This window comes from Verrucomicrobiales bacterium, assembly GCA_016793885.1.
GTDB lineage: Bacteria > Verrucomicrobiota > Verrucomicrobiia > Limisphaerales > UBA11320 > UBA11320.
Map to the genome: position 1 here is coordinate 1 of JAEUHE010000013.1, position 14,849 is coordinate 14,849.

The 14,849-nt window shown below is 56.0% G+C and carries 9 protein-coding genes; 1 reads left to right on the top strand and 8 read right to left on the bottom strand.

The window, feature by feature from the left end; translation table 11 throughout:
- The 3 genes from JNN07_01810 to JNN07_01820 form a co-directional block, all read right to left on the bottom strand.
- The coding region (locus JNN07_01810) for a hypothetical protein (protein MBL9166457.1) at window positions 1–1,884 on the bottom strand (1,884 nt) is incomplete at its 3' end.
- Window positions 1,885–2,203: 319 nt separating this feature from the next.
- On the bottom strand, window positions 2,204–2,545 hold the full coding sequence (locus JNN07_01815) for a hypothetical protein (GenBank protein MBL9166458.1): 342 nt from the start codon (window positions 2,543–2,545) through the stop codon (window positions 2,204–2,206).
- A gap of 31 nt (window positions 2,546–2,576) precedes the next feature.
- The gene (locus tag JNN07_01820) at window positions 2,577–2,936 is read right to left on the bottom strand and encodes a hypothetical protein (protein MBL9166459.1); all 360 of its coding nucleotides are present in this window, start codon (window positions 2,934–2,936) and stop codon (window positions 2,577–2,579) included.
- Window positions 2,937–3,067: 131 nt separating this feature from the next.
- On the opposite strand from JNN07_01820, the gene JNN07_01825 reads away from it, so the two are divergent.
- The gene (locus JNN07_01825; protein ID MBL9166460.1) at window positions 3,068–4,012 is read left to right on the top strand and encodes an ATP-dependent Clp protease ATP-binding subunit; all 945 of its coding nucleotides are present in this window, start codon (window positions 3,068–3,070) and stop codon (window positions 4,010–4,012) included.
- A gap of 768 nt (window positions 4,013–4,780) precedes the next feature.
- Here the strand turns inward: JNN07_01825 and JNN07_01830 are convergent.
- The 5 genes from JNN07_01830 to JNN07_01850 all read right to left on the bottom strand — a co-directional run bounded on the left by JNN07_01830 (window position 4,781) and on the right by JNN07_01850 (window position 14,835).
- A complete protein-coding gene (locus JNN07_01830) occupies window positions 4,781–7,867 on the bottom strand; it encodes an efflux RND transporter permease subunit (protein MBL9166461.1) in 3,087 nt (1,028 codons plus the stop codon).
- 18 nt (window positions 7,868–7,885) lie between these two features.
- The gene (locus JNN07_01835; protein ID MBL9166462.1) at window positions 7,886–8,626 is read right to left on the bottom strand and encodes a hypothetical protein; all 741 of its coding nucleotides are present in this window, start codon (window positions 8,624–8,626) and stop codon (window positions 7,886–7,888) included.
- 319 nt (window positions 8,627–8,945) lie between these two features.
- The gene (locus JNN07_01840) at window positions 8,946–10,280 is read right to left on the bottom strand and encodes a TolC family protein (GenBank protein ID MBL9166463.1); all 1,335 of its coding nucleotides are present in this window, start codon (window positions 10,278–10,280) and stop codon (window positions 8,946–8,948) included.
- 8 nt (window positions 10,281–10,288) lie between these two features.
- Window positions 10,289–12,181, bottom strand: a complete 1,893-nt coding sequence (locus JNN07_01845) for a DNRLRE domain-containing protein (protein ID MBL9166464.1) — start codon at window positions 12,179–12,181, stop codon at window positions 10,289–10,291.
- A 209-nt stretch (window positions 12,182–12,390) separates the two neighbouring features.
- Complete coding sequence (locus JNN07_01850; protein MBL9166465.1) at window positions 12,391–14,835, bottom strand: hypothetical protein; 2,445 nt, start codon at window positions 14,833–14,835, stop codon at window positions 12,391–12,393.
- Window positions 14,836–14,849 lie beyond the last annotated feature (14 nt).

Below are 14,849 nucleotides of genomic sequence, written 5' to 3' on the forward strand. Positions count from 1 at the left end.
GGGTCCATGACCCGCTCCATGGGGTGGAGTCTCCCCCTCCGAATGACGGACAAAGCCTTTTCCCCAATTGGGTTGAGGCTTCGCCTCATCGCGGAAGTCCGCAAAAGTGTCTAATGTGGTGCTGCCCGGGGGCATCCGCTCCGCCCGGAATTTCTGAAGTGCCAGGGCATGGCGAGCGATCTGAAACAAAAGCTCGTGATGTCGTTTACACCAATCCTGAAAGGAATCCTCATACAGAAGGTTGATGTATTTGGCGATTTGGGCCTGCCGGAGCATCTGTTTGTCCTCGTGCGTTGAAACCCCGATCATCCGGGCGACGAGCGCGGTGGCAGCCGAGAGATGGTCGGGAGTCAAAGGCAGCCCTTTGGTATCCAGATAGTTGATGGTCAGGTCCCCGTCCGGATGAATGATGATGGGCCGAGCCCCCTCCTCTACCGTGGCGGTGTAGATTCCGTAGCTGAGTCCTTCCTCAATGATGACGGTGTAACCGAAGTAACCTTCCGTCTGGGACAGGAGGTCGCAGACAGTCACCGACTTCCCTGCCCCGGACATGCCTAGGAGAACCGCGTGCTGCGGGGAGACCGAGTCTCCGACTCCCGAGAACGTCTGGATCCCGATCAGGTTCTGCTGCGGTCCCTCGTAGATCGCCTCGGCGGTCGCCAGATGACCAGTAAAGGTGCTGGTGATCGGAAGCATGTCTGCCAAATAGCGATGCTCGGCGTAGAGCTTGCGATGCTCATAACGGCCCCAGGTCCAACCTGGCCAGGTTTGGTAGAAGAGGTTTCGAGTCGTGCTCGGGAGATTGGTCTCAAAGTATTGCCCGCCATTCATCGAGTTGATGGCGTTCTTGATAGCTCCGACCTTGGCGTTGAGTCCGTCGATTGCTTTATCCCAGGTTCGGACCACGAAAAGAGAATGGAAAGGAATGATCTGGCCCTGCATCAAGGCATGGATCTTCTTGGCCTTCTTTTCCATGACGCTGAGGAGGGAGATCTTCTTCTCGCTCGCGTAATCGCCTGCTACCCGATCGTGTTCGCGCTCCTCCTTCGAGATCTCCCGGGTAATGGGCAAGGGATCAACGTTCACCGTGATGGCATAGTCGAGCAGTCGGAGGTTCGTGAGCCGTTGGATCAGTCCTGGATAAGTCGTTCGCGGCCAGCGGGTGAGGACCAAGAGCGACTGATAATGCCCATCCATGAAGAATCCGAACTCATTCCGCGCATGGCCTTCGCTATGCCAGCAGTTTTCCTGGATCGAAAGTGAGGGTTCGAAGGCCTGGGCGGGATCGTAGTCGAAACGGTCGCTATAAGAGGGGTTTAGGAACCGCGCGTAGTGGCGGAAATGGTCGAGATCGGACATGGGCAATACACGAGCGCCGGTCGATCCGAAGAGTTCTCGGAGCAATCGGTGAGAGTGTTCAAACTCGGATTGGAGCTGATCAAGCAGGGTCGAGTAATAGTCCTTCCGAGCGGAGGTGGATTGAAAGGATCGGGGAGCGTTGTCTAAAGATCGGGAGAGATAGAGAATCACTCGTTGTCGGCGCAGACGTCGATCCGACATCGCCTGCCAGTAGCGGGAGAATCGTTCGTTGCGAGTGCGGCGGGTCCAAACGTTCGTAAAGCGCTCGGTCTCCCGTTGATAGCGAAGAAGTTCTTCTTTGTAGTCCGAATCACAGAAGTACTGAATCTGCAGGCGTTGGTTCTCCTGAAGTGAGGCCAATAGCAAGCAGAGCTGATCCTGGAACTGGTTCAAGTCTGCGATCGGGCTATTGGTTAGGTCAGGGGCCTCGAGAATGAACCCCTTCGAGACAAACCCACCGCGGCGAAGGTGGTTAAACACCATTAGATCACGAACAAAGAAGCCATTGGGAGCACGTTCGAACATTTTTACAATAGGGTTATGGATTGATCCCGGATCCTCGCTTTTGGTCTTCGCAGAATTGGTCAATTCTTTGGGTTAGGTTCTTTCCGACCTCAAGGTCCTTGATGAGCTCAGTCACCGTTCGTGCTCGGTCGATTTTTCCAACGGCCGTCGTGGCCTCTCGGACATGGGCTAAAGCTTGCTCGAGGTGGGGGCGCGCCTCAGGATCCACTCCGTTCAGATGGAGAGTCGATCGAAGTTGAGTTGCGATCTTCTCGAGACTGCGAAGTTGGACCCGTTGTCCACGAGAGGCTCGGTCGCTGGGTTGGCCAGGAGGCATACGTCAGAACTCGGAGAGCGGATGACGCGGTTGGCGGGAAAGAGATGGCTCCGGGCTGAGTCCGGGACTACACACCTGTCGCTCGAGGAAATCGCGATCGTAACCCGGAGGCTTTCCCTGCCGGAGGCCAAAAATGTAGACTAGACACAAGAGAACGGGAACCACCGCAACTCCAAAGCAGGTGAAGAGCTGGAGTTTGATTCCCACCAGCAGGAGGAAGAACAGCGTGATCCCAGCTCCCACCCCTCCCACAAGCCACCAAAACAGATTACCTTCCAGACCCCAAGTGCGACCTTGGGAATCAGAGGCGGCATTGGTATCCGTAAGACGCAGTTCAGAGCTCATGTGAGAAGTGGGAGCTGGAGAGTTGGACAGATTAGAAGGTGCCAACGCCGACGGCACTGTTGCCATCAATGCCAAAGATTTTAAAGAAGGCATAGATCACCGCCGGAGCAGCGGCGATGATGGCACCGCCGATGATCGACATCTTCCCCTGATCGACATCGCCTCGGCGGATGGCGAAGCCGCCGGCGATCACAGCGGCGATTCCGAGAACGAAGCCGAACATCATGATCACCGCCAGGCTGTTGCTGATCCCGGTCTTGAGGGTGGTGGAATTGAAGCCGACGCCTTGGGCCAGGGAGGGAAGTGTTCCCAGGCTGAGAATCGCGGTTGTGACTGCGAGGGAACGAAATCGAGCCAGTTTGGGTTGCAGGTGATAGGTCCATTTCTTCATAGCGGGTTGGGTCATTGTTGTTTCACGTTCAGCAAGTGTTCGCTGATGTGAGAAAAGAGATATCAGCTTTGAAAGGGGCGAATGCGTATCCCATACGCATAATGCAGCCGGGCGTTTGGCATCAAAGGCCCATGCAAAACCCAATCTCAGCAGACAGGCTCCAAAGGCTGCGCGATCTCGACGAAGTCCTGGCTCGAGAAATCCGCGGCCAAGATCACGTTCTCCAACCCATCATCTCTTCGTTACGACGAGGAGAACTGGGTCTGACGAAACCAGGACGGCCGAAAGGTAGTTTCCTACTCCTCGGTCCGACTGGAGTAGGAAAGACTGAAGCAACGGTCGTGTTCACAAATCATCTCTTCGGGCCTGAGAAACTTTTCCGATTCGATATGTCGGAGTTCCAGAACCAGGATTCCATCGCATTGTTGCTGGGTGGGAAACTCGGGGAGCGAGGATTTCTCGGGGCAGTGAGAGAGAGAGCAAACGAGGGCACGCTACTCTTCGACGAAGTGGAGAAGGCGCACCCTCGGATCATGGATCTTTTCCTGCAGCTGTTGGATGCCGCGCGGCTGACGATCGCTACAGGGGAGACTCTGGATTTTTCCAACTTCTACGTTGTCATGACCTCCAACATCGGGTCGGCGGAACTGATGGCGCTGCAGCACTCGAGTGAGTCTACCTTGGAGCGCCACGTTCTCACCCGCGCTCAGCAGTCCCTGCGACCGGAGGTATTCGCGCGCATCAACGAAAAGCTCGTGTTCCACCGCTTGAGCTACGAGCACCAGTTGGAGATCGCGGAAAAACTCCTGATTCGTGAAATCGAGTTCTTCGAATCCTGTGGTTTTAAACTAACCGTCACCGAAGCGGTGCTCCCATTCCTGGTGAGAAAGGGTTTCCATCCGAAACTGGGAGCGCGTCCTATGCGGGATACGGTGGAGAGATTGATTGGCGTTGCAATCTCTGAAGCCTTACTTAGCGGCATGACAGGTTCGGGTGATCTAAGTTTGGATGTGTCGACGGAATTGGTCTGCACAGCTTTAGACGTCGAATCCGAGCCGGTTGGAGAAATCCCTTAGACAGGCCTGCACGCTGCATTTCGGAAATATATGGGACAAGTATTCGGCCCAGGAATCAGCCACCGTGAGATTCTCAAATGCTTCTATAAGTGCAGCTTTGAGTTTTCCGCTGGGGCGGGAGAGGTCGCTGCCATTACAAACGCTTTGGGGTTTCGCATGCCTACAAACAAGCAATTTGTCTGGCGTCACGCCCTTAAGCCGTTTTCCTTTCCTACCGACGGAAAAAGGGGCTATAACGATACTTGAGCTAGTGGAATCGAAGGCGAGGGTCGGAATCGTTCGTCTACAACCGACGAACGGAGACAGAATGACGCATTTTACTGAGGGAATCAAGTGAACTTATCTGAATTGAGAATAACTCAACTGAACCATTTGGTGCCCGTAAGATTGACTGGAGCCGACAGCTGATCAACGCCCGGCACTCACAACGAAACCCCTCCATCTTGCACCCAAATCATCTTCAACGGATGCATCGTCGAGCAGACAATTCTGTGCTACTTGCCTTACTAAGATAAACGCTAGTACGGTCGATTTGTGGGACCCGCGAGACTTTCTGCCATACATTCTTCACTGTCATTTTGACGGGAAGTAAGAGACTCCCATAACGGAGATCGGAATCGTGCTTTTGGACTGACGGCGTTGCAAAAGCAAAAGGCTAACACCTTTACATCGCCTTCGCTCCGTGCGTCCTGAGGCCTCAAGGGCTAGTTCCTTCAGCGTCGATGAACTCCACTCGGTCAGGACAGCTAAAGGCAATCCCCAAGCAGGTTAGTTTTTACTCTTGGCAACTCCCACAACGCGTTTTCCGAATCGAAGCATGAGCGTAGGCATCAGGAATAGATTCAGGAGTGTCGATGTCACGAGCCCGCCGAGAATGACCACAGCCATCGGGTATTCAATCTCGTGCCCAGGGATATTCCCCTTTATCACCAAAGGCAGGAGCGCCAGCGCAGCACACGAAGCTGTCATGAGGATAGGTGTGAGCCGCTCCTCGGCTCCTCGCAAAATGAGTGGAATACCAAATGACTGAGATTCCACCTGCTCCAGGTGGCGATAGTGGCTTAACAGCATGATCCCATTACGGGCGGCTATCCCTAATACGGTGACAAATCCGACCATCGACCCCAATGATAGCCCCCCTCCAGAAAGAAATGCGCCGGCAACACCTCCGATGAGAGCGAAGGGGAGAGTGAGTCCCAGCAGTAACACCAGCCACATGGAACGGAAATCCACATGGAGCAGAATCAGAATCCCAAGCACGGAACAGGCGCCGAGCCAGAGGAGGCGGCTACGCGAGCTCTGCCGGGCCGCATATTCCCCGAGGAATTCCGGATGATACCCTTGATCAAAGGACAGACCCAAGACTCGGGATTGAATTTCCCGGGCCACTGTGCCGAGGTCCGATCCCGCTACGTTGCAGGTCACATCGATGCGGCGAGAGGCATTCTCCCGTTTGATTTCATTCGGGGTCGGGGCAATCTCGAGATCCGCCAGATCGCCCAGCGGGACATGAGCGCCCGAGGGGGTTTCAATGGCTATTTCTCGCAAGGATTGAAGGTCGCTTCGGACCTGCTCAACGCCCCACACTGTGACATCAAACGATTTTTGATCTCGGTAGACTTCCCCTACCTTGGTGCCCTTGATCAGAGTCGTAGCGGCTCGACGAATGTTCCCGGGAGTTAGACCGAAGCTGGCAGCCACCTCCGTCTTGACCCGGATTTGGATGTGAGGAACTAAAATTTGTGGCTCAACCTTCAGATTCACGACACCCTTGATGCCGCTAACCGACCGGTTAATCTCCTGGGCCTTTTCCCGCAATACTTGCATGTCGGGCCCATAGAGGCGCACTACGACGGTGGCGCTCGCCCCGGTCAACACCTCCTTGATGCGTTCCTTGAGATACGTCAATAGGTCACGATAGAGTCCAGGATAGCCGTCCACGATTTCCTGGATTTTTGCTACGGTGGGGTCGTAGTCCACGGAGGGATCGAGACTGATCCAGAGCTCCGTAAAATTGGGTCCCACCACTTCATCGGCGACTTCAGCGCGTCCAATGTGGGATCCAAAGTTGCGCACCCCGGGAACCGTCCGAAGCTCCTTGCTGACGCTGACTGTGATCCTGCGCATCGCTTCAAGTGACGTGCCAGGCTTCTCCACCCAATGCATCAAGAAGTCCGTTTCTTTGAAGTTCGGAAGGAACTCTTCTCCTAAGCGAGGTAGCGCAACACCCGTTGCAGCAAACATAGCAATGAGGAACGCCATCGCCAGCTTAGGCCGCACGACCAGCCAGGGCAGCACTCGACGATAGCCGCCCTTCAATATCCGGGTCAGTGGGGCGTCAGTATGGCGTTCGCTGGATCCGGGTAGGAGCAAAAGGCAAAGAGCCGGCGTAACCGTCAGGGCGACGAGCAAGGAGGCGAGGATCGCTAAAACGTAGGAGAACGCCAGCGGTCGGAAGAACGTTCCAGCAAGTCCATCGAGAAAGAATACCGGCACAAAGACCAGAACGACGATCAAGCTAGCAAAGACAACGGCGCTCCGCACTTCTAGAGAAGCTTTCAGCACAACGCGTAGGGGAGGCAGCGGGTTCGGGGCAAGTCGATTGAGCCGCAATCGACGAACGATGTTCTCTACATCGATAATCGCATCATCAACCACCTCTCCAACCGCGATGACCAACCCGGCAAGGACCATGGTGTTCAAAGTTCCGCCCCGGAGATAAAGCACCACTGCGGCGGCCAGCAGCGACAGGGGTATAGCCGAGAGGCTGATCAAGGCAGTGCGCCAGTCAAAAAGGAACGTTATCAGGATGATCACCACCAAAAGACAACCCAGCACCAGAGCCTGAACCAGGTTGTGAAGAGAACGTTCGATGAACGTTGCAGGGCGGAAGATGGTCGGATCGATGTCCACGTCTTTCAGCCCTGGCCTCAGGGCGTCGAGCGCTGATTCCACCTGCTTCGTAACCTCGAGCGTATTGCCCCAAGGCTGCTTCTCCACGATGAGCAAGAGGCCCGGCGCATCATTGATCACCGCATCGCCGATGGGTGGAGGATGGCTCACGACCACATCGGCCACGTCACCCAAGCGCAGGGGCACTCCATTCGTAAATAGCACCACAGTCCGCGCCAGATCCTCAGGCGAATCGATCGCGGAAAGATGCCGGACGGGTAAACGCTGATTCTGGAGATCAACAAAGCCACCCGCCGCCACACTGGCTGCATCGGCTGCAGAGCGCATCACCGCATCGAGAGATACACCGTGCGCCGCGAGTTTATCGGGATCTACCAAGACTTGGTACTGCCGGTCTCGCTGGCCCCAGATCGCCACGTTCGCCACACCGGGCACGGCCATGAGGCGTGGTCGGATCGTCCACAGCGCCAGTTCCGACAGATCCATTTGCGAGAGTGTTTTGGACGAGACACCGATCTTCATCGCACGACTGGTGGAGGAGAGCGGAGACAGCAGGACCGGGGCATGGGCCACGATGGGGAGCCTAGGAGTCACCGTCGCCACCCGTTCCTGCACCAATTGACGCGCTCGCATTAAGTCTGTCCCCTCCTTAAAAATACAGACCACCGATGAGAGGCCGAGCACAGACTTCGAACGGAGAGTCTTGAGCCAAGCGACGCCGTTCACTGCGTTCTCCAAGGGCACGCTGACAAGACTTTCCACCTCCTCCGTCGAAAGCCCAGGCGCTTCGGTCTGAATCTCCACCAAGGGAGGAGCGAACTCCGGGAAGACATCCAAGGGCGTGGTGCGAACGGCGCGCATCCCGAAGACCACGAGAGCGGTGGCCAGCGCCAGAACGAGTATGCGCTGTTGCAGCGAGACTGCGATCAACCATTTCATCATAGAAAGAATTTGGCTGCGTTACTTCCCGGCTCCGAACTCCGTACCAAACAATTCGGCAACGCCAGTGGTAACGACAGCTGCACCCGGCTTTACGCTGCCTATGAGCGCCACCGAGTCGCCGAGGATGTGTCTCACCTGAACCCTTCGGCGCAGGTAGGTGTGGGGACTTGAATTCTCGTAGACCCAGGCTCCACCGTGGAGGTCGTGGACAAGGGCGGAAGCGCGCACAACCAGAGACTCTTCATCCTCCCGCAGCGGGAGTCGGATTCCCACCCGCTGCCCTAGGCGCAAAGCCGCCCCAAGGTTCTCAAACTCGTAGAATAGATCTACCGTGCTTCCGGAAGCAGTTGCTGAACTCGGCGTGGGGACGTGCTTGGCGCGCACGCGCGTGCTCGCATTGTCACCCGCCAAGGACGTGATCACCGCGTCAGCCTCCGCATCGAGCCTGTCGAGGTCGCCAACATAGATGGGCACCCGCAGCCAGGCGCGCACTGGATTCGATACCCCCAGGAGCGAAGGGCCCAAAAGGTCGCGGCGTGACTGAGCTGTGTTCAACCCGGTCTGTGCCAGTCCGACTTGTGCCCGAGCTTCGTCCAAGGTCCGGACGGTCCCCGCTTTGTCGCGCAGCATCTGCTCGGCACGCGCCAGCGCCGCTTTGGATGCGTCGAGCTGGACTTTCGCCTGCTCGATCTGACCATCGGCATCGATCTGCAGTTGTGCAATGCGCACCCCCTCAGCCAACGATAGCGCAGGAAGCATTGGATAGGAGGGTGAGAGCTGAGTCGAGTCTCCTCGGGAAACTGCAACGGGGAGGATAACCTCTGCGCTAAATAACCGCGTTCGGGGCAACTTCCGCCTTTCCAGAACCATCGTCTCGATACCAAGCCGCTTCTCCGCCTCAGGCGTGAGCGTCAGCGTGCCCAAATCCATCTCCTTGATTGGGGCGTGGATCTGCACAGGTGGAGGCGATTTCCCAGAATCGGCGGCGAAGCAACAGCATAGAGAGGCCAAGGCGATGAAGGCTGTGCAGATATGGACTCGCAGTAGAAGGAGCGTGGGTTTCATGTCGGAATCAGGGTTAAGGTGGTGAGTTAGGGGGCAAACGTTGGCCCACGCTTCGTTCCAACTCCGCCCGGGCACGGCGAAGTTCGGCCGCGGCGGTCGCGCTTTTCAGACGTGCATCCGCGAGCTTGCGACCGTTCTCCAGAACTGTGCGGGAAGTCTCGTTGCCAGCCGCGACTGATCTCTCGGCAAGCAACACCGCTTCCTCGAGAGAGGGCAGGATCTGTGTCTGCCAGGATTCGTAGCTTTCCTGAGCTTGAGCGAGGCGAGTATGGGCTTCACGAACCTCCAGCATGATCCTGTCTCGCAATGCGAGATATTGACGACTGGCTTTCTCGAACTTGGCCTTCGCGAGTGCCACCCCTCCTTGGTTCTGGTTGATGATGGGGATGGACACATCGAGAGCTGGACCGGTCAGAAAGTCGTTTCCCACCTCTTTCGCGTTGAGCGCGGCAGTCAGCGTATACACTTCACTGCGCGCCAGGCCGACACGACTGCCCGCCGCTTCGAGTCCCAGCCTGGCTGCGTAGAAGTCCGGTCGCGCCGATAGGGCATTCGTGAGGAGAAGATTCAACTCAGGAATATGGCTCACTTCGAGCGGAGAACTATGTAACTCCACGGACCGACTCTCCATTCCCAGCCCTGCCATCGACTTCACTCGCTCCAGAGCCAACAGATGCTCGTGAGTAGCACGATTCGACTGCTCTCGCGCCTGACTCACTTCGATCTGTCCACTCGTTGCCTCAAGCTCGCTCGCTTCGCCCGAACGAAGCCTTGCCTGGGTTTGTGTCAGCAAACCCTCCGCGAGAACGCGTAGGGTTTGAGCCAATTCCAGGCGCTCTCTCGCCAGTGTCAAATCTGTGCAGGCTAGGCGAGCATCCCGGATCAAATCCAATCCGCTCTGCACCAACCTCTGAGTGGCACGATCGTAGTCCAATTTCGCAGCGGCAATGCGACGGGGTCGCAGCCAGATGGCTTCGACCGGATACTTGGCGGTTAGTTCCAACGGTTTGGCCCCGATCGGGAGCAGCATGGACAGGGTCGGGTTAGGCAGCATCCCCGCCTGGACTACGTCGGCCCAGGAAAGTCCCAAGTCGGCCAGCATTTCCTGAAAAGCAGCATTTTTCCAAAGCGCCAAGGTCACAACTTCGTCCTCGCTCAAGCCATCCTCAAGAGTGACGGAGGGCGGAAAACTAGGCCTGTCATCCGAAGGTGCTGGCAGATCGAACCCAGTGCGACGCTGGAGTTCCGCCGAGACGGCTCCTCGGTTCTCCTTTGGGGTAGAGCAGCCTGCCAACCAGCAAAGCCCGGCAAACCAACAGAGCGCAAATTTGTTACTAAAACAGTCCATTGGCTTGATCACGGCTGGAGGGTTAACAGAATCCGACAGAACAATGCGTTGCCGGCGGGGATGCTGGTCGGACGCACTTTCACCCGTTCCCAAGACGAGTCGACTGGCTCGGTCTCGGCTACTTGTTCGAGTGTCCAATGGATCAAATCCGGAGAGAAAGCAACCGAGTATTCAAGGCCTACCATTGAGGGATTCTGGCGTCGGACATATTGGACTTGAAAGCTAGTTTCTCCCTCAATCGACGTGAACAAGCCCACCGGCAAGCCATTGGTGGCAGGCGGTAATGCGTCGTGCGTGTCCGCTCGCAGTGGGTTCAGGTTGTAGGCGAACTCGGATAGATTGTTCACCCCGTCCTGGTCTGGATCAGCCAGCGGCTCTCGGTCTGCAGACATCAGCCCGTGAGACGAGACCCATGCCTCATAGGGCGTGACAGGTAGCGAATAGACGATTTCCAGGCTGGGGCGAAAATTGGGCTCCTTCGCATTGTCACTCGATGTGAAAGTCCAACCGTCACCCGTCCCTGTACTGGAGGCTCGGATAGTCCACCCATGATTGGGCACGCCAGAACGATAAAGCTCAATATCCGATGACACATCGAGGAGAGATGGGGCTCCATCCACGTTGGGCACTGCGGAGAAGGATGCGTTACTTACGGCTTCGGTCCCATCTGCACTTACTCCCCCGTTGAGTCCACTCCAAGTATTTGTTGCATCCCAATCAATGAGCATGCGATGGAGCCCAAACAGGTCCTTGGAATCGAAGTCGCTGCTGGTTGTGTTCTTTGGAGTGTGCATCAGCAATTTCGCGGAGTGAATGACGGCGTTGGTTGGCACTTGTCCTTTTTTCGCGCCAAAGAGATTCTCAAAGCGGATGAGTACCTGGCTTTGTTGGGCTCCGGGGGAGCTGGAAGCATCAAGGTCTGCGTTGAGCTCCTCAGCAGTCGCCATGGAGAGGTCTGGGAAATCTTGCGACAACTGAGTGTCATGAGCGCCTGTATATCCGGCCAAGCCTTGACGGAAAGTGGCGACGAGGATCGGTGGGTCTGTCCGGAAAGGCCCAACGATGGGTCTCACCTGGGCGGCGGAACCCGCATGAGCCACTGAACCATACATTTCCTCGAGCGTTCGCAGGAGGTTGTGCAAGGTCCAGGCACCATTGACTGCAGTGCCATCCCGGAGATTTGCTCCGTAAAGAACCGTTGGAATCTGGTTGTCTTCTTTGTAGTCATCCTCATCCCAGGTGATGATCAGCAAGCTGTTGTTGCTCTTCGACCAAGCAGCGTAGTCCTGAAGGTTCTCCCGGATCCAATCATCCCCCTGCTTCCGCGATCCATCGTGCATATCATGAAGCTGATTCGGAATCACGAAGCTCACCGTAGGCAACTCACTAAAGTTGGTGGGGAACTGTGAGAACGAGCGGTTGACACTTTTGGGGAGTTGGTTGGAAGGGGTTGGGAGCACTTTCGCTACCCAGTTTGCCCAGGGGTTGTGCTTACGACGGTAGTAGATTCCGGGGCGCGTCGCCGTGTGGGGATCGTAATCGGCCCAATCCGTGTTGCCAGCGGTCTCCAATTCCTCGCTGAATCCCGCGAATGAGAAACCGGCAGCAATCAGTTCTGCTCCTAAATTTGGAGAGCGAAACGGGTATTTAGCTGTGCCGGTGATTGAGAAAACCGTTGGCAGGTTGTCATCCAGCACATCCTGGTTTGACCCTGAGAAGAGGTGTAGATAGTTCGGCTGGCTCGGGTGTTGAATCGCAAACATTGAGTTCATCCGCACTCCGCCCTTGGCTAGGAAGTTAATATAGGGCGCGTTGACAGTGTCGCCGATGATTTGACCCAAGGTTCGGTTTTCCTCCACCACGATCACTACATGATCGTAACGAGGGGGTAACGCATACATACGGGGAGTCAACAGCATAAGTCCCAAAAGGACCGCAACGGATCGGACGGAAGTAATACCATGATGAGCGCGACAATTCACCCTGCGATTGAGCCCCAGCAGGACGAATCTTTGCTGAAAGGACCATGACACTATTGTCATAATTCGTTAAACCCGACGTTGCTCCGAGAGCCCAAGTCCCCAATGAGCATGAGCTTTAAGACAAACCTCTATTGCTGAAGGATACGGTAGAAGCGCACTGGGATGCCTGGGTCGAAAGGATCTGTCTGAACCACGGTGTGAGTTGAGGGCTCCGAGGGGATGGTGAATACGGTTTGCCAGCTTCCAACTTCGAGTGAGTCGCGAGACTGCAAAACATAGGTTACCCCTGCGGCGGCTTCAAAAGTCAATTCAACAAGACCTGGTTGTATCATTGCAATGCGAGTAAAGCGCGGAGCCACTCCAACGGTCCATTCGACGCTAGTAATGGATCCATCCTCGTAGAACCGAGGATCATTTTGGTAGAGCCCACTGTCCAAGCGACCGATCACTTCCAAACGATGATTACCGTCGGCAATAGCGTTCAGAGAGATGGGATTCGAAATCGCTGCTTCGCTGCTCCAGCCCCCGCCATCGAGCCTCCAACGGTAGTGTGTGTAGCCTGCTCCAACGGGCCATCCATCGGAAGGGGCTTTCGGAGCTGCCCAGTGTGGACCGACAGAGAAATCGGCTTTTCTCGGATTGTCTGGCGAGCCCAGAACGCGTCTAAGTGTCACTCCAAACTTGTGTCCAAATCCGGCGTCCGACCCATTGGGACCCACTCCGGTCGCCGGCGACGATGCGGACAGAGCGAACCAGTCTTTGATTGCTTGCGCCTCTTCCCAGGTTGCGAACCGGGTTTCCGCCAACGTGGGGATCCGCTTCAGCATCGGGTCAGTCAATCGATTCCCCGATCCTGGTCCGTTCCACGCCTCGGGAATAAAGTTGTTCAGGAGTGTGACGCTGGTCGCCGATCCATCATAGTTCCGAACAACCTGTTCAGCATCGACCGCAATGTTTCCCTCAAGGTAATATCCTTTGGCAAAAGTCGTCGGGGAAGGCGTCGTGTCACGGACATTAATCACGCCCGAGCCACCATCGACTCCTCCGACCCGAGTGGTGTGAACGATGGTGTTATTGCCCATCACGTAGAAGTTGCCCTGCTTCGCGGTTGCCGCATTGTCGCAATCGAAGAAGCAATTCCGGAGAATGGTTATGTGCGAGGTGCGTGTTGAATCGTTTCCCCCAGAGACTGCTGCCGAGCTGTCCGGGGTGCCATTGTTGCGATGCACATGCAGAAAAACATTTCCTTCGATCCAAGCATCGGTGCCATCAATATCGAATCCGTCGTCCTGCGAGCCTTCGATCACGTTGTTGATAAAGTGCACGATGGGCGAAGGTCGGTTGCCCCCAGTGAAATCCACCACATCGTTGTAACCAACTGGGCTGCCGAAGAAATTCCGGAGAAAGATTCCGTGGCCGTCGCTTCGTACACCTTGGGTTCCGTGGACTGGCTCGAACCCTTGCGTTGCCGCAGGGAAAACGCAGTTGCGAATGACGAATGAGGCCCCATCCACGTGGATGTACGGAGCACCGGTATTTGCAAAGGTCAGGTAGGCAAGATCGACAGTGCCGGCATCAACGGCGATGCAGGGTTTTGATGCGGAGGCCGCGTTCCCTTCAAAGTGAGCATGAGCGATCCGAGATTCCGGAGAGCCAACAGAGCCTTGAATCGTAATGTTATCCCAATTGGCGTCCCCCGTCTTGTGAGCAAATTGAATAGGTGTGTCGGCAGTTCCTTCGGCTAGCAATTTTCCACCATCGGCAACCGTGAGGCCGATGTCCGTCTCTAAGAGCACTTTCACGCCCGGTTCGATGGTAAGCGTTGCGCCCGCTCCAACTGTCACCGAGCCACATATCACAATCGGGCTATTTGTTAGCGGCCAGGTGGTGTCGACTGAAATGAGGCCGCTGACACAGTTGGTGGGCGGCCGACCCAATCCCAGTTCAAAAGCCTGAACGAAATCGCTGCTCGCGGCGTCCTGATTCAACCCCATGATTGCCAAAACGTGTGTGCCTGCAGTGAGTTTTGACCCGATGGAGCCAAGATCGAACCGAGAGGCGGGATGACGACTGCTGTCCCCCAAGGAGGATTCATGCTTGGCGGTTGCCACCTCGTTGAAGCTCGGCTCGGTTCCCTGACCAGGAGAGTTGTTGCTCGCCAAGTATTTGCCATCGAGCCAGGCGATGAAACCATCATCAAAATCTGCTGTGAGGAACAGGTGGAAATCCGCAGACGGAGGCGTGGTGATCTGAAAGCTCTTGCGGAAATAGAGTGTCGCGTATTTCGACTTCATGTCGGACAGCACGGTCTGGCATAAGCCAAGCTCGGGGCTGCTGTCCGAATAACCAAAGCCGCCCTTGCCAGAGAGCCAGGTGGCGTCGAGCCCTGTATCCGTGACCGTCTTCCAGTTCGATTGAGGGGCAGCAGTTCCTTTGTGGTATCGCCATGTGTCCGAGTGGTTGACGAGCGGGAAATCTATAGCATGCGCAATCGGTCCGATTGGGAGGAGCATGCAGCCGATTCCGAAGATCCACCACGATACGTGGCTGGTTTGATTGAACTGTGAATACATAAACTGGATTAATT

Excerpts from the sequence above, each read along its gene's own strand:
- JNN07_01815 (MBL9166458.1), bottom strand. The coding sequence starts at position 2,545 with ATGAGCTCTGAACTGCGTCTTACGGATACCAATGCCGCCTCTGATTCC.
- JNN07_01820 (MBL9166459.1), bottom strand. The coding sequence starts at position 2,936 with ATGAAGAAATGGACCTATCACCTGCAACCCAAACTGGCTCGATTTCGT.
- JNN07_01825 (MBL9166460.1), top strand. The coding sequence starts at position 3,068 with ATGCAAAACCCAATCTCAGCAGACAGGCTCCAAAGGCTGCGCGATCTC.
- JNN07_01830 (MBL9166461.1), bottom strand. The coding sequence starts at position 7,867 with ATGATGAAATGGTTGATCGCAGTCTCGCTGCAACAGCGCATACTCGTT.
- JNN07_01835 (MBL9166462.1), bottom strand. The coding sequence starts at position 8,626 with ATGCTTCCTGCGCTATCGTTGGCTGAGGGGGTGCGCATTGCACAACTG.
- JNN07_01840 (MBL9166463.1), bottom strand. The coding sequence starts at position 10,280 with ATGGACTGTTTTAGTAACAAATTTGCGCTCTGTTGGTTTGCCGGGCTT.
- JNN07_01845 (MBL9166464.1), bottom strand. The coding sequence starts at position 12,181 with ATGTATGCGTTACCCCCTCGTTACGATCATGTAGTGATCGTGGTGGAG.
- JNN07_01850 (MBL9166465.1), bottom strand. The coding sequence starts at position 14,835 with ATGTATTCACAGTTCAATCAAACCAGCCACGTATCGTGGTGGATCTTC.